This is a genomic window from Streptomyces sp. NPDC005784 (assembly GCF_042871525.1).
Taxonomy (GTDB): Bacteria; Actinomycetota; Actinomycetes; order Streptomycetales; family Streptomycetaceae; genus Streptomyces.
Genome location: NZ_JBIAIQ010000029.1, coordinates 77,853 through 92,331 on the forward strand (window position 1 = coordinate 77,853; position 14,479 = coordinate 92,331).

16 protein-coding genes and 2 pseudogenes are annotated in these 14,479 nt (G+C 68.5%); 6 read left to right on the forward strand and 12 right to left on the reverse strand.

Annotated features, from left to right (window positions below; translation table 11 throughout):
- Window positions 1–432 (reverse strand): LysE family transporter (locus ACFYR3_RS33425; protein WP_355838613.1); only part of this gene is annotated, 432 nt, incomplete at its 3' end.
- 109 nt (window positions 433–541) lie between these two features.
- Here ACFYR3_RS33425 and ACFYR3_RS33430 point away from each other — a divergent pair.
- Complete coding sequence (locus ACFYR3_RS33430) at window positions 542–1,480, forward strand: LysR family transcriptional regulator (protein ID WP_389285661.1); 939 nt, start codon at window positions 542–544, stop codon at window positions 1,478–1,480.
- Window positions 1,481–1,587: 107 nt separating this feature from the next.
- Here the strand turns inward: ACFYR3_RS33430 and ACFYR3_RS33435 are convergent, their stop codons facing one another.
- Window positions 1,588–2,046 carry an ATP-binding protein gene (locus ACFYR3_RS33435; RefSeq protein WP_355838607.1) on the reverse strand — a complete coding sequence of 153 codons (459 nt, stop codon included), beginning with the start codon at window positions 2,044–2,046 and terminating at the stop codon, window positions 1,588–1,590.
- 211 nt (window positions 2,047–2,257) lie between these two features.
- Here ACFYR3_RS33435 and ACFYR3_RS33440 point away from each other — a divergent pair, with 211 nt between their 5' ends.
- Both ACFYR3_RS33440 and ACFYR3_RS33445 read left to right on the forward strand, forming a co-directional pair.
- Complete coding sequence (locus ACFYR3_RS33440) at window positions 2,258–3,115, forward strand: helix-turn-helix transcriptional regulator (protein ID WP_355838604.1); 858 nt, start codon at window positions 2,258–2,260, stop codon at window positions 3,113–3,115.
- Window positions 3,116–3,126: 11 nt separating this feature from the next.
- Window positions 3,127–3,351, forward strand: a complete 225-nt coding sequence (locus ACFYR3_RS33445; protein WP_355838601.1) for a DUF397 domain-containing protein — start codon at window positions 3,127–3,129, stop codon at window positions 3,349–3,351.
- Window positions 3,352–3,450: 99 nt separating this feature from the next.
- Here the strand turns inward: ACFYR3_RS33445 and ACFYR3_RS33450 are convergent, their stop codons facing one another.
- The 3 genes and pseudogenes from ACFYR3_RS33450 to ACFYR3_RS33460 form a co-directional block, all read right to left on the reverse strand.
- Window positions 3,451–4,575: an 8-amino-7-oxononanoate synthase gene (locus ACFYR3_RS33450; protein ID WP_355838598.1), complete on the reverse strand. Its 1,125-nt coding sequence runs from the start codon at window positions 4,573–4,575 to the stop codon at window positions 3,451–3,453.
- A 145-nt stretch (window positions 4,576–4,720) separates the two neighbouring features.
- A pseudogene (locus tag ACFYR3_RS33455) lies at window positions 4,721–4,966 on the reverse strand (transposase family protein); the annotation flags it as partial.
- Window positions 4,967–5,092: 126 nt separating this feature from the next.
- Window positions 5,093–5,230 (reverse strand): annotated as a pseudogene (locus ACFYR3_RS33460) (IS5/IS1182 family transposase); the annotation flags it as partial.
- 299 nt (window positions 5,231–5,529) lie between these two features.
- Between ACFYR3_RS33460 and ACFYR3_RS33465 the strand changes: the two are divergent.
- Complete coding sequence (locus ACFYR3_RS33465) at window positions 5,530–6,096, forward strand: recombinase family protein (protein ID WP_389285665.1); 567 nt, start codon at window positions 5,530–5,532, stop codon at window positions 6,094–6,096.
- 1 nt (window position 6,097) lies between these two features.
- Here the strand turns inward: ACFYR3_RS33465 and ACFYR3_RS33470 are convergent, their stop codons facing one another.
- From ACFYR3_RS33470 to ACFYR3_RS33495, 6 genes are all read right to left on the reverse strand, one after another.
- Window positions 6,098–7,087 carry a tyrosine-type recombinase/integrase gene (locus ACFYR3_RS33470; RefSeq protein ID WP_389285667.1) on the reverse strand — a complete coding sequence of 330 codons (990 nt, stop codon included), beginning with the start codon at window positions 7,085–7,087 and terminating at the stop codon, window positions 6,098–6,100.
- On the reverse strand, window positions 7,084–7,617 hold the full coding sequence (locus ACFYR3_RS33475; protein ID WP_389285669.1) for a tyrosine-type recombinase/integrase: 534 nt from the start codon (window positions 7,615–7,617) through the stop codon (window positions 7,084–7,086). The genes ACFYR3_RS33470 and ACFYR3_RS33475 overlap by 4 nt, the downstream gene beginning before the upstream one ends.
- Window positions 7,614–8,018 (reverse strand): hypothetical protein, encoded by a 405-nt coding sequence (locus ACFYR3_RS33480; protein WP_389285671.1) that lies wholly within the window; start codon window positions 8,016–8,018, stop codon window positions 7,614–7,616. Before ACFYR3_RS33480 ends, ACFYR3_RS33475 begins: the two co-directional genes overlap by 4 nt.
- The gene (locus ACFYR3_RS33485; RefSeq protein WP_389285673.1) at window positions 8,015–9,241 is read right to left on the reverse strand and encodes a site-specific integrase; all 1,227 of its coding nucleotides are present in this window, start codon (window positions 9,239–9,241) and stop codon (window positions 8,015–8,017) included. Before ACFYR3_RS33485 ends, ACFYR3_RS33480 begins: the two co-directional genes overlap by 4 nt.
- Window positions 9,242–9,328: 87 nt before the next feature.
- On the reverse strand, window positions 9,329–9,910 hold the full coding sequence (locus ACFYR3_RS33490) for a recombinase family protein (protein ID WP_389285675.1): 582 nt from the start codon (window positions 9,908–9,910) through the stop codon (window positions 9,329–9,331).
- A gap of 424 nt (window positions 9,911–10,334) precedes the next feature.
- Window positions 10,335–11,234: an arylamine N-acetyltransferase gene (locus ACFYR3_RS33495; RefSeq protein WP_389285677.1), complete on the reverse strand. Its 900-nt coding sequence runs from the start codon at window positions 11,232–11,234 to the stop codon at window positions 10,335–10,337.
- Between the two features lie 246 nt (window positions 11,235–11,480).
- Here ACFYR3_RS33495 and ACFYR3_RS33500 point away from each other — a divergent pair, with 246 nt between their 5' ends.
- Window positions 11,481–11,990 carry a hypothetical protein gene (locus ACFYR3_RS33500; RefSeq protein ID WP_389285679.1) on the forward strand — a complete coding sequence of 170 codons (510 nt, stop codon included), beginning with the start codon at window positions 11,481–11,483 and terminating at the stop codon, window positions 11,988–11,990.
- A 275-nt stretch (window positions 11,991–12,265) separates the two neighbouring features.
- Here the strand turns inward: ACFYR3_RS33500 and ACFYR3_RS33505 are convergent, their stop codons facing one another.
- A complete protein-coding gene (locus ACFYR3_RS33505) occupies window positions 12,266–13,417 on the reverse strand; it encodes a hypothetical protein (protein WP_389285681.1) in 1,152 nt (383 codons plus the stop codon).
- A 671-nt stretch (window positions 13,418–14,088) separates the two neighbouring features.
- Here ACFYR3_RS33505 and ACFYR3_RS33510 point away from each other — a divergent pair.
- The gene (locus ACFYR3_RS33510) at window positions 14,089–14,427 is read left to right on the forward strand and encodes a DUF4333 domain-containing protein (protein ID WP_389285683.1); all 339 of its coding nucleotides are present in this window, start codon (window positions 14,089–14,091) and stop codon (window positions 14,425–14,427) included.
- Window positions 14,428–14,479: the final 52 nt, after the last annotated feature.

Genomic DNA, 14,479 nt, shown 5'->3' on the forward strand with positions numbered 1-14,479 from the left:
ACGCGGACGCGTGCCCACCGCCTCCACCACCACTTCACGCGGACGCGTGCCCACCGCCTCCACCACGACTTCGCCCAGACGCGGGCCCTCCCCTCCGGTCACCACCCCGTGCGGACGCGGGCCCGCGCCATCGGTCACCACCCCGCGCGGACGGCCCAGCGAGCGGAGCGTGCGCAGGCCAAGGTGGAGCACATAGGCACCGCCGAGCAGTTGGAGCGTTCGGAACAGCGCCGGGACGGCGGTGAGCACGGCGGCGACCCCGGCGACGGCGAGCGCGGTGTGGAGCAGCAGCCCGCCCGTGATGCCGAGGGCGCACGCGACTCCGGCCCGGCGTGAGACGAGGGCGTTGCGTACGACGACGGTGAAGTCCGCGCCCGGCATGGCGACCATGCCCGCGGCGACACCCGTGAAGGCGATGAGCTGTGCGTCCATGCCCCCAGGCTGCCCGGCCCGGGCCTTCAGCAGGTATGTCGAATATCCTGGGCAAGCCTTAAGCAATCGTTTAGACCCGGCAGGGTGCCGCCGGGCCCGGGAGGACGCGATGTACGACCCGACGCGGCTCGCGGCGCTGGTGGCGGTCGCCGAGGCGGGGTCGATCACCCGGGCCGCCGAACGCCTCGGATACACCCCGCCGGCCCTGTCCCAGCAGGTGGCGAAGCTCGAGCGGGAGGCGGGAGCGACGCTGCTGGTGCGCTCCCATCGCGGGACCCGGCTCACCGGAGCGGGTGAACTGCTGGTCGTACGGGCCCGCCGGGTCCTCGACGAGATGGAGCTGGCCCGGCACGAACTGGCCCGTCTGACGGGACTGTCGGGCGGCACGCTGCGGCTCGGCACCTTCCAGACCGCCGGCATCCATCTGCTGCCGCCCGTACTCAGCGCCTTCCGCCGGGCCCACCCGGACGTGGCCCTCGCGGTCGCCGACTACGAACCTCCGCACGGGATCGCGGCGGTCGCGGCGGGCGAGGTGGACCTGGCACTCACGCACACCTACCAGCCCACCGCGCCGGTCCCGCTGCCGTCGTCCGTGGGCGTCGAGCCCGTCCTGGTCGAGGAACTGGTGCTGGTGACCGCTCCCGGTCACCTCCTCGCGGGCGGTTCGGCGCGGCTGCCGCTCGCCGAACTGGCCGGGCAGCCGCTCATCAGCATGGCCCCGGACCACCCTCCCCGGCAGGGCGTGGAGGCCGCGCTCGCCAGGGCGGGGGCCGCGCCGGCGGTGCTTGTCGAGACCCCCGGGTACGCCCTGGTGTGCGCGCTGGTCAGCGCCGGGCTCGGGGTCGCGGTCGTACCGGAGATGGTGGCGGCGACCGCGGCGACGCCGGTGGGGACGCGGCTGCTGGAGCCGGGAGATCTGCGCCGTACGATCTCGGTCGTCCACCGGACGGATGTGGCGGCGCCCGCGGCCGACGCGTTCCGTGCCCTGCTGCGCGGCGCCTTCGGGCGGGCCGGACAGCACAGGACCGGCACCCGCCCGGACGTCTAGAGCCCGCCCGAGCAGCCCGTCCCGGCAGCCTGTCCGAGGCGTGAGGCCGAGCAGGCGGTCCGAACGGCCGGTCCGGACGGCGGACCCCAAGGCTCTGCCGACGGACCCTAAAGCTCTTGGGGCCCCCCGGCCGGCACGGGCTCGACCGGTACCGTCCACGGGAGTTCGATGGAGACCGTCTTGCCGCCCTCACGGGTCGGCCGGACGGTGAGTCTGCCGCCGCATTCGGCGGCCAGCCAGCGGATGATCACCATGCCGCGGCCGTTGTCCTGCTGGACAGCCGCGGGCAGCCGCTTCGGAAAGCGCGGATGGCTGTCGGTGACGCCGATGCGCAGACACTCCTCGCGATCGAGCCGCACGCCGACGGTGAAGGTGGGCGACTGCCCGAACGTGTGCTGGACGGCGTTGGTGGCCAGTTCGGACACGATCAGGCGTACGGTCTCGGCGACTTCGCAGTCGCGTGGCAGCCCCCATTCGGCCAGCACTTCGGCGACGAATTTACGGGCCACGGAAACCGAGACCGGTTCGCTCGGCAGCGTGACGGATGCTTCCTGGTGATCTGCCATGGCGACGTCGTCCCTTTCCCACGGGACCGGAGCCCGACACCGAGCGGATGGTTCGAGTACGGTCCCGGACTGGTGCTTGCGCCAGACTGCCATTACCGGGCCGGTCGCGGGTGCGATCCACCGAGTAATGCATATATCTGTCGCTCGATGCGGTGAACTCTGCGTCGGCAGAGCGTATTCGGGCGGCTTGGAAGGAGTAAGGAGAACAGCCATGCAGCACGGTCCCGCGGTGCGCCGCCGCAAGCTCGGTGCCGAACTGCGCGCCCTGCGCGCGGGCTCGGGTCTCACGAGCGGTCAGGCGGCCCGCCTGCTCGGCTGGCACCAGTCGAAGGTGAGCCGCATCGAAACCGGCATCAGCGGGGTGAAACCGGCCGACGTGGAACGCCTCTTGACCGCGTACGGCGTCGAGGATCCGGAACTGCGAGAGCTCCTCGTCGTGTTGGCCGGGTCCGAGGGCAACGGCCGTCACCACTGGTGGCACGCGTACCGCGGGGTGCTCCCGCCGACGTACCGCGACTTCATCAGTCTGGAGTCGGGAGCCAGCGGTATGCGCACCTTGGAGACCTCTGTCGTACCCGGGCTGCTGCAGACGCCGGAGTACGCCCGCGCGGTGACACGGGCCGCGGTGGACGGACTGGAGGAGAGCAAGCTCGACGCCTTGGTCGAGGTGCGCCTGGCCCGGCAGGACGTGCTGCGTTCGGACCCGCCGCTGGAACTGTCCGCCGTCCTGGACGAAGCGGTATTGCGACGGGAGGTCGGTGGCCCCGATGTCATGGCACGCCAGCTGCGCCGGCTGAGAGAGGCCGCCGTCCTGCCTCAAGTGCGGCTCCAGGTACTGCCGTTCGCCGCCGGGGCACACATCGGAGTCACCGGGCCTTTCGTTATTTTCTCATTTCCGAACACAACCGATCTGGATGTGGTTGTTCTCGACCACTTGACGAGTAGCCTCTACCTCGAGCGGAAAGAAGACCTCCAGGCCTACACCGAGGCCTTCAACGCCCTTCAGTTCCACGCCCTTTCGCCCGAGGACTCGTTGGACTACATCGCCGGGATAGGTGACGGCGCGTAAGGAGGCACCTCATGTCTGCAATGCCTCGGTACGTACCCTCCAGCACTTCACTGCACGACGTGCGATGGCTGCGCAGCAGCCGCAGTACCGGAATGAACAACTGCGTCGAGACGGCGCGCCCGAGCTCCGGGCCCTGGTCCGAAATGGTCGCGGTACGCGATTCCAAGAACACGGCGGGGCCGGCCCTCATGTTCACCCCCGGCGTCTGGGAGGAGTTCGTCACCGGGCTGAACTGACCCCGCACGGTTCATCACTCACCGGTTCACCACTCAACCGCACCGTCGCTCCATGGCTTCACCGCTCCACCGGTTCACCGGTCGATCACGTGGCCGGGTTCACCGGTTCCGGCTGATCACGTCCACCGCGTACCCGATCTGCTCCTCGGTGAGGTCCGCGCGGGCCGTCAGCCGCAGCCGCGAAACACCGTCGGGCACCGACGGGGGACGGAAACAGCCGACAGCGAGGCCCGCCTCGCGGCAGTCGGCCGCCCATCGCACCGCCCGTTCGGGGGACGGTGCCCGCACGGAGACGACCGCGGCGTCCGGTCGTACCGCGGAGAGGCCCTCCGCCGTCAGCCGGGTGTGCAGTGCCGTGGCCACCTCGCGCGCCCGCGCCGCCCGCTGCGGCTCGCGCCGCAGCAACCGCAGCGCCGCGAGCGCCGCGCCCGCCGCCGCCGGCGCCAGACCGGTGTCGAAGATGAAGGTGCGCGCCGCGTTGATCAGATGGTCGATGACCGCCGCCGGGCCGAGGACGGCGCCGCCCTGGCTGCCGAGCGACTTGGAGAGCGTGAGCGTCACGACGACGTCCGGGTCCCCCGCGAGCCCCGCCGCGTGCGGAGCGCCCCTGCCGCCATCGCCCAGGACACCGAGTCCGTGCGCGTCGTCGACGATCAGTCCGGCGCCGAACTCCCGGCAGACGAGGGCGAGTTCGGCGAGCGGTGCCGCGTCGCCATCCACCGAGAAGACCGTGTCGGAGACGGTGACGGCGGGTCCGTCGTGGGTGCCGAGCGCCTTGCGCACGCCGTCGGGGTCCGCGTGGCCGACCACCTGTGTGGTGCCCCGGGCCAGCCGGCAGCCGTCGATCAGGGAGGCGTGGTTGCCCGCGTCCGAGACGACCAGTGAGCCGTGCGGCGCGAGCGCGGTGACGGCGGCGAGGTTGGCCGCGTAGCCCGAGGACAGGACGAGCGCGGATTCGAAGCCGCAGAATTCGGCCAGCTCGCGTTCGAGCTCGCCGTGCAGTTCGGTGGTGCCGGTGACGAGCCGGGAGCCCGTCGCGCCGCCGCCCCAGGTGCGCGCGGCCCGTGCCGCGCCCTCGGTGACCTCCGGGTGGCGGGCGAGCCCGAGGTAGTCGTTGCTCGCGAGATCGAGGAGCGGCGAGTCAGCGGGGCGCGGGCGCAACGTACGCACGAGTCCGGCCCTGCGGCGCGCCTCGGCCTGCTCGTCGATCCAGCCGAACGCCATGTGTCCTCCGGGGCTCGCCGCACGTGCGGTGGCGGTGTTTTGTAGGCAGTGAACAGACCCTAGCGGTCGCTCCGACGGCCCAGGATGTGGCAATACCCACACCGGGTATTGTCAAGCAGAGAATCAACGCAGGTCAGATGCTTGATCACGCCCTCTCGGGATGATCGTCTCTCACAGTCTGTCGAGTGGATGGGCGTTTTAAGTATTGCCTCTCCAGGGCGAGGATGGGTGTGGCGATGACGGTCATGCGGTTGGGGCTGATGCGGGATCTGCGGAAGATCTGCCAGGTCTTCAATCGGGCCATGCCTCGTTCGGCGGGTGCCCGGGCTGCGGACAAGGACCGCGTCTCGGTCCGCTGGGTGAGAGTGAGCTCTTCGGGTGGTTCGCTGAGCAAGCGCCAGGGCTCACCCTCTGGTTCGGCCATCACCGTTGGACCGTGGAGCGAACGGTGGCCTGGCTTGCCGGGTGCCGCCCTCTGCACCATCGCTACGAGCGCAAGGCTGAGTACTTCCTCGCCTTCACCGGTGAGGCGGCGGGCCATCAGGTCGGTCATGGCGAGGTGGATCATGGCTTCCGAGCGGGCCGGGAGGGTTTCGCAGTCGCGTGCGAGGCGGCGGTGGAACATCAGCCATCCGTAGGTCCGCTCCATCGCCCAAGCACACTGCGCTTATGGATAGTCAAAGCAGTGAGCGGATGCCGATAATTGGCCGTGAGGGTCTGCAGCGGTTGGTCGTTGTGGCCCGACGGTTGCGGGGCCGGCTGAGCGACGAGGGGAACGGGTCGTCATGTGCGACGACAGTGACGTTGGCCCCAGAGGACGATTCCGGCGGTGGCGGACGGGCAGGTGTGGGCGACGCTGCCGGAGGTGAACCGGCAGGCGGTGGTGGGGCAGTTGGTGCGGCTGGCGAGCCGTGCGTTGTCCGCTGCCGCGACGGCGAGTGAGCGGGACCGGCGATGACTTCGGTGATGCCGTGGGAGCGGCCCGGCAGCAAGATCGACGACCGTCACCTGCAGCGGCTCGCGGTGATCTATATCCGCCAGTCCACCCGCCAGCAGCTCGTCAACCACCAGGAGTCGACCCGGCTTCAGTACGCGCTGGTGGACCGGGCGGTCGCGCTGGGCTGGCAGGCGGACCGGATCCTGGTGATCGACGAGGACCTGGGCAAATCGGGGTCGAGTGCGGTCGCCCGCACCGGCTTCCAGCGTCTGGTCACCGAGATCGGGCTGGACCACGTCGGTCTCGTGCTGGGGATCGAGATGTCCCGTCTGGCCCGCTCCGGCAAGGACTGGTACCAGCTGATCGAGCTGTGCGCCCTGTCGGGTGCAGTTCTGGCGGACACCGACGGGGTCTACGACCCGGCCGAGTACAACGACAGGCTGCTGCTGGGACTCAAGGGCACGATGAGCGAGGCCTTATGCCGAGATCGGCATAAGGCCTCTTATGCGGACCCAGTCGTTATGCCGAGGTGGTGGCCGGGAGTCGTCATGGCGACAGCGCCCGGCCGTAGACGAGCGGCATAATCTACAGACCGTCGAGGAACGCCAGGACGGTATCGGTGGGTCGGTAGCGGCCCGGGGCGGCGTCCTGCGGGGCGGTCCTGGCCAACGCCTGCTCTTTGAGCGCAAGGTCAGCATGGATGTAAATCTGTGTAGTTGCGACGTTTTCGTGCCCCAACCACAAGGCGATCACAGCGGTGTCGACGCCAGCGTGCAGCAGCCGCATCGCGGCGGAGTGACGCATGACGTGCGGTGAGACCTTCTTGCCGAGCAGAGTCGGGCAGGAGCGTGTGGCGGTGGCCGCGTGTTTGGTGATGCGCCGCTCCAACCCGTCCCGGCTCAGGGCCTGGCCTCGGCGGGCCGGAAACAGCGGGTCGGAGGGAAGACCGCCACGTTCGTTCATCCAGTTCTTCAATGTGGCGACGGTGCTCACGGTCAGCGGGGTGATGCGCTGCTTTCGCCCTTTGCCCAGGCAGCTGATGTGCGGGCCGACGCCCAGGTGCACGTCGCCCACGGTCAGCCCGGTCAGTTCGCTGGCGCGGAGCCCGGTCTGGCAGGCCAGCATCAGTAGCGCATGGTCGCGTCGTCCGGTCCAGGTTCCCTGATCGCAGGCTTCGAGTATCGCGTTGATCTCCTCCTCGGTCAGGTAGGTGACCAGGGTGCGGTCGAAGCGCTTGGGTGGGATCGCCAGCACCCGCGCGATGACCGCGGCGTCCTCGGGACGCTGCAGGGCTGCATGGCGAAAGAGCGAATGGATAGCGGCCAGGCGCGCGTTGCGGGTCCGGACGCTGTTGCCGCGGTCGGTCTCCAGATGGTGGAGGAACGCACCGACCAACGGTGCGTCCAGGTCGGCGATATCCAGACGGGAGGGTGGTTTCCCGGTCTGGTCGGCGGCGAAGACCAGCAGCAGCTTGACCGCGTCGCGGTAGGCGGCGATCGTGTGGCCGCTGGCCTGCCGCTGCCGAACGAGGCGGTCGGTGAAGAACGACTGCAGGAGTGGCGCGAGGGTGTTCATGGGTGACCTGCCAGGTGAGCGTCCAGGCGTTGTCCGGCCAGAGCCATCAGCTCCGGGGCGGCCGACAGATACCAGTAGGTGTGTTTCGGATCGGTGTGCCCCAGGTAGGTCGACAGCCGGGGCATCATGGCGGCCACGTCCGCGTCCTCGCGGTACCAGTCCAGCACGGTGGACACCGCGAAACCGTGCCGAAGGTCGTGGATGCGCGGCCGGCAGGTCGCCGAGCGGCGGGTGATCCCGGCCTGGCCGGCCAGTCGGGTGAAGGTGAGTCCGATGTTGGAGTGCAGCAGCCGGGCCCCGGTGGAGGAGACCAGCAGGGCCGGGCATACCGGACGCGGACGCGTCCGGTCACGAAGGTCCATGTAGCGTCGCAGGGCCTCGATCGTGCTCGGATGCAGCGGCACCAGACGGGACTTGTCGAACTTGGTTTGTCGCACCACCAGCAGCTCACTGTCGATGTCGAGGTCGGCGCTGTCCAACGCGATTGCCTCGCCGACGCGCAGGCCGCTGACCGTAAGCAGGCCGATCAACGTCTGGTAGGTGGCCGCCCGCAGCTGCGGACGCAGTCCGGCGGCCTCCGCATCAGCGCGAGGATCTCCGGCTCGGAATACAGATAGGGGGTGGCGCGGTCCGGTCCATGGTGGATCAGCCTGGCCGGGAGGACCTCGACGCTGGGGTCGATGCTGTGCAGATAGGCGGCGAAGCCGCGCACCGCAGACAGACGGATCGCCCGCCAATTGCTCGAGGCTCCAGCGGGCAGCGTCGCCCAGGCCAGTGCGGACTCGGTGGTGAGCGTGTGAACGCCGTGCTCATCGAGGTAGTCGACGAACTGGCCGAGCAGCCGTCCGACGTTGTGGAGCTTGAACCCCAGCGCGCGGCGCAGGCCCAGGTAGTGGTCCAGTTCCCGGCGCAGAGACCGGCGTGTGCTCATGCCGCATCACCGGGCCAGGGACGGACCAGCTGCCGCAGCGCCCCGTGGTCGACCTTCGCGTCGACCTTCGCGTAGATCGCGGTGGTCAGCAGGCGTTGATGGCGTAGGACCTGCCCGATCTCGGTCAGCGATCCGCCGGCGCCGAGTATCGCGGTCGCCGCGGAGTGCCGCAGTCGGTGGGCGCCGATCAGGCCCAGGCCGGCCCGTCGGCCCGCGATGACCACAACCGTGGTGACTGCGTTGGAGGTCAGCGCCCGGTAGGGGGCCTGGGCGCGGACGAAGACGGTGCGGTCCTGCGCGCGCTCCGGGCGCCCGTCGCGCAGGTAGTCGACGATGACTTCTCCGACATCGGCCGGCAGCGGCAAGCGGTCGCATCGGTTGCCCTTGCCCCGCACGGTGATCTCGCCGCGCCGCCAGTGGATGTCGGACAAGGTCAGCGCGGCGACCTCCCCGGCCCGCAGGCCGAGGCGGACGAGCAGGGTAAGGATCGCGAAATCCCGGCGCCCGGTCGCCGAACCTCGATCGCAGGAGGCGAGCAGAGCCGTGACCTGCTCGGCCGGCAGCCCCTTGGGCAGGCTGGTCTGCGTCCAGCCGGGCACCGCCAGCACCGCCGTGGACAGCGGCTTGTCGATCAGGCCGCCGATATGGAGGAAACCGAGCAGGGACCGCAGTGCGGTCACCATCCGGCCGACTGAACCCGGTCGCTGGCGGGATTGCTCCAGCACGAACGCGGTCACCTCACCCGCGTCCAGCCCGCCCAGGTCAAGGCGGCCCTCGGTCCGCGCCAGGCCAAGCAGGAACGGGCGCACCAGGCGCACGTTCAGCTCGACGGTCGTGGTCGCCAGGCCCCGCTCGACGCTCAGGTAGTCCCGGTAGCGGGCCAACAGCACCTCCACCGGTGTCGTCGGCACCGCCGGTGTCACTGGCGGGGCCACCCCCAAGCGCCGCAGGTACTCCAGCAGCGGCCGCAGGGATCGGCCGGTAACGGAGTTGACGTAGCCGAGCGCGCGACGCTCGGCGAAGTAGGCGTCCACCGTGGCCTGCGTCAACGCCGAGGGCGCCAGATGTTGCTCGAGCATCCAGCGGCTCAGGTGGGCCACCAACCGCAGGTGCCCGGCCGCCGTCAGCGGCGTATACCCCAGCCACTCCAGCTCACCCCGGAAACCCTCGGCGTACGGAGCCAGCGGACCACGTACCCGAGGCCAACACGGAGCCGTCGTCATGATTGTCTCCTCTCGCTCAGGGACCCCTGTCAGGAGCCCTGCGACGAAAGGAACCAGCAGGACGATCCGGAGCCTGCAAAAATCCCCTTAAAACCCCACGATTATGCCGATCAATGCAACGGTGCCCAGGCCCTCCACCAGGGCAGCACCCCCGTGGAGTGGCATAACGACTGGGTCCGCATAAGAGGCCTTATGCCGAGATCGGCATAAGGCCTCGCTGATCGTGCCCTTGAGCCCGAGCAGCAGGCGGTCGTTGTGTCCGGCCGGGTCATAGACCCCGTCCGGGTCGGCGAGCAGGGCCCCGGCCAGGGCGCACAGCTCCAGCAGCTGGTGCCATTCACGGCCGCTTCGTGCGAGCCGGGACATCTCCACGCCGAGGACCAGGCCCACGTGGTCCAGGCCGACCTCGGAGACCAGCCGCTGAAAGCCGGGCCTGTCCACCAGACCGGACGCCGAATGGCCAAGGTCCTCGTCGATCACCAGGACCCGGGACGGCGCCCACCCCAAGTCGACCGCACGTTGGGTGAGTCCGTACTGCAGCCGGGTCGACTCCGCGTGGTCGAGGACCTGCTGCGGAGTCGACTGACGGACATAGACGATGGCGAGACGGTCGAGATGCCGGGGCTGGATCTTGCCCTCAAGCCGTTCCCACGGAGCCGTCACCGACACAGGACTCACCCCCGTCCCGTCCGGCCTCGACCACCATCCGTGTCGTCAGCTCGGCCAACAGACACACCACCAGCTGACGGCTCAGTTCCGGAACGCTCTCCCACCGCGGCATCTGGGGAGCTCAGCGACGACATCCTCGGACACTCCGACCCACCACCCTCGTCACCACTGACCTGTCGCTCCCGCAACCGCTGCACGACAACAGCGGCACGAAGCAGGCCATCCACCTCTATGACAGGCACATTCCCCGTCCCAGAGTCGTCTATGTGTGCATTACGGCTTGCTCCTTGAGCGGGCGATCAACCGTCTCAAACAGTCCCGGGCAGTCGCCACCCGCTACGACAAACGCGGCTACGTCTACCTCGGCACCGCTACCGCTGCAGCCCTCGTCATCTGGCTCCGAACATGATCGCCCGGATAACTCCTAGTTTTCGACCGACTGCTGCTTCGCTCGCCACTCCGCCCCCGCGCGCTGGATGCGTTCCCACAGGGCAGTGCGGTCGGCATCGTCTATGTCCGACAGGTCCAGGTGGAACACGTCCGTTGCGATCTCGAACAGCTCCTCAACGGACTCAAGGATGCGGGTCGAGCGCTTTCCGGCCCCCTCGTCGCGCGTGTACTCGTCGTCCAGCACGAACTCGGCGCAGCCCGCGTCGCGGCGGAAGAGCTCGAACCACATGACATAGGAAGACTGCGGCGAGGTCGACATGTCGGTGTGGGTGCTCTTGAAGTCCTCCCAGATGGCTGGCGCCAGGGTGAAGTCCATGCTGTGGAAGGTCGTCTGCGCTGGATCGGTGAAGAACCGCCAGGCGTCCGGGCCGATTTCCGGCAGCGGCTGCAGTTCGAACCGGAAGGGACCCTGGACGTGGACGCCTTCCCGAAGCGGGATTGGCTCGTGGTGCGAGTTGGCCAGGCCGACGTCGACCGACCAGCGTTCGCCCTCGATCACGACGGTGAGGGCCATGTGAGTGCCGTAGTCGTCGGCGGTCGCCTTGGCGGTCGCGGCGGAGCCGTTGATCTGGCCGCGGTGCATGGTCACGTCGTACCCGAGGAGGGTCAGCAGCTCGTAGAAGGCGTTGTTCAGGTTGAAGCAGTAGCCGCCCCGGCCGGCGAGGATACGGGCTATGGACTCGGCCGGGTCGATGCCCTGCGGACGTCCGAGCTGGATGTCGAAGTTCTCGAAGGCGATGAGTTCGACGTGTGCGCGGTGCAGCCTGCGCAGGGTGTAGAGCGACGGAGCGCTGAGGGACCCCGGATCGTCGATGCCGAGTCTGGCCAGGTAAGGCGCGGCCCAGGCGGAATGATCATTCGTCTTCGAGGTCATGGCCCCGAACGCTAGTGCAGCGCCGCGTGAAGCCGCCAAGGATTAACGCTGACGCTCTGCACCAGTGTGACCGCTGTCTCGCGCGTCATCTGCAACGGAACCCACGCTTCAAGCGCAGAAGCACCCTACTCAGGCACAAGATCGGCCGGACAAGTCCTAGCACGCGCGCTTCTGGGAGAAGCTGCCGAGCAGGCATCGCAGTGAAACCCCTCGACCTGCTCAACCCACAGACGAGATCATGGACAGATGCCGTCGACCGAACCAGCAGCCCGCGAACTTCAGGACCGCGCCGTTCTCTGGAGCATGGGCGAGATCCCCGCAACCGACGTCGTCACTGCTGCCTGTGATGCACTCGTTGCCGGCCTCGACAGTCCTGCCCTGCGGATCCTGGCCGCGTGCACACGTTCGGAGGCGGACTACGACGTCCCCGACCTGCTTCCCCCGGCACTCGACGAACTGGGCCTCACCTTCCACCCAGCGGACAGCGTTGCCGGACAGGAAGCCGCCGCGCGAGCACTTGCCGTCCGGATGCTGGCCGGTGAGCTGACACCACGCGAGCTGGCCTTCCGGATCCACCATCGTTTCGGGCACGAACTCGCCTTGGTCGAACAACTCGCCAACCTGGACGACGAGTACGACATCCTCGAATACGGCGACAGAACACCGGCACAGGTCGACGCCGATGTCACGGCCGAAGCTCTTCGGCTTGCGCAGCATCCTCGTTTTCCCACCGAACCCACGGATGCACCGACCTGAAGCAGACCGGTGGACCCGTGGGTTCAGGCTGAAGAGCCTTCGGTTTCCTTGAACCCACGGGACTCCAGGCCCTGAACTCGTATTGCTACGGCGGAGGGACGGGTAGCAGCGCGTGACCGCCGCGATGGTCAGATCCTGACCACGGCCGATCGGAGTTTCGCGGACACCTGGTGGGTGTGGATCCTGGCGTGCCGTCAACGACGGTCATGCTTCGAGCGCGCTATGGCGTGTGGTTTTCGGCGCCGGGGCCCGTTGCCAGTGGATGTGCACGGGCACTACACGACGTTCCATTCCTCTTGGGGCAGTGAGTGCCAGAGGTCGCGCCAATCGTGCAGCAGGAAGAGTGGTCGGGTCAGCATGATGTCGCCGGCCCGTTGGGAACGGATCGCCAGGCCGAGGTCGGTGCAGACCGGGTCGCCCGCGACGCTGTAGGACAGTCGCGCAATGCGGCGGAGAAGCCAGTCCTCCAGCTGGGACGGCACGCAGCCGGTCAACGGCACGTCGTCGAGTCTCACTTGGGGGCCGTCGAGCGCGTTCACCGCCACGCATCCCAGGCGGTCGTCTTGGAAAAGGGCTCTGATAGCGGTGGCGGCGAAATCGGCGTAGACAAGCTGTTGCCGCCCACCGTCGTGGGAGTGGGACGTTACGGTCGGCTGCTCGTCCAGGGCGTCAGTGATCTCCTCCAGCGTCATGCCGAAGTGCAGCGGGCCGACTCCGACGAAGGGCGTGAACGTCCACTCTGCGCGCTCCTCACCCCGCGCGATCCGCCAAGGCCCCCGATATCCCGGTTGGCTTCCCGGGACCGCGAGGGGTTCCTCGGGCGCAGGCTCAGACGGGGCCGCAGGCTCAATCACGGTCCAATCCGGGTGCCAGCGTCCGGGCAGTTCCTGGGCAGCGGTGTCGACCGGCTGCTCAGCCAGCCAGCGGAACGCCGCCTCATTACCTTCGTCCCATGGGTCCTCGGCCACCCTGCGTGCCTTGGTCAGGGTTACGCGGCGTTCGTCCTCTGCCGCGATGAGGCCCTCAACGTCCTCGCCCCATGCCGCCAGGCGCTCCCGGGCGATCCATCGGTAGTAGGAGTCCGCGCTCGTGGCCAGGACGTAGCGGACGAGCGGCGCGTGGCGCGGTATGGACGAGGCGAGTAGCGGATCTGCGAGCAGCAGGGCGGTGGCGGCAACGGCCGCCTCCCTCACCAGTGGATCGTCGTCCTGGCAGAAGGGCGCGACTTGAGAGTGGAGCACCGCTCGCGCTGCCCGTGCCGCAGCCAGATCCTGGGGTGCCCCGAGTTGTTCTGTAGCGTCCAGACGGGCGACGTCCGCAAACGCGGCCACCCAGTTCAGCAGTTCGGCGCGCAGTGGTCGCTCGCCGGCCCTGCGCTCCCACCGAGCCACGACGAGGGTGCGTGGATCGTCGAGCAGGGTGGCCATGATCAGGGCGGCTGGGGCAGTCGCGGGGAACACACGCCCTCGATTGAGAAGCAGCCGATACAGGTTTCCCACTGCCCTCACCCGATCTGCTGGGTCGGCAGCGAGCATCGCGGCAACAACGCCCGACGTGTCGGGCACGCTGTGCCGACCCGTGCAGACGTGCGGTAGCTCCTCCCCGTTGGTACGGGTGAGTACTGCCCAAGGTGGCGTGGGGGTCTCGTGATTCACGTCCGCAGTGTTCCAGCCGGATCCGACGTCTGCGGGCGGCGCGGTGGAGACGACCTCTCAAGCGAGTCATCTGCCGCTCGATCTTCAAAACCCTCGAACGGACTGACTACACCAAGACCGGGAGCGTCGAAGAACTCACTCAAGCGGCTTGACACGACATAGCAGCCTCGGGGTACGCCCGCTGCTCGGCCCTCGGCCAGGAACTCGACTCACAGTTGGACGCGTTCACCAAGCACGGCACCCCCCGAGAGAAGATCAGCACCCGCATCCGGGGTATCCGGTGGGAACGTGGGTGCCTCGCAGCGAACGGCCGTCGTCCTTTCGGCCGGGGCTCGGGTGTCACTACCGGCCGTTGTGCCGAGGCAGTTGAGCAGGTGGCAGAGGAAGCTCTGAGGAGAACAGCCGGTAGGGACCGGCCGTCACGGGAATCGAAGGAGCACCCCATGAAGCGCATCGTCATAGCCCTGTCCGCGGCCGCCGTGCTGGCGGCAGGCGTGGTGACGGCGTGGAACGTCTTCGACAACTCGTCGGTCGCCACCGCGGGCGGAGCGGATCACACGGTTTCGCGCACGGACGTCGAGAAGCTGGCCAAGGAGAACTACGGCATCCCCTTCGTCCAGGACGGCCCGCAGTCCGTGAGCTGCCCGAGCGGGCTGCACGCGAAGATGAACTACACCGTGGCGTGCACCGCCGTGTTCAGGGGCGAGAAGAAGACGATGCTGATCTCCGTGACCGGGGTGGACGGCGACAGGGTGAGCTTCGACTACGGCCTGGCGAAGTAGTCAAAGTAGGGGGAAACAAGGGGGAGTTGGAGACCGGACGGCGTGGTGCGGC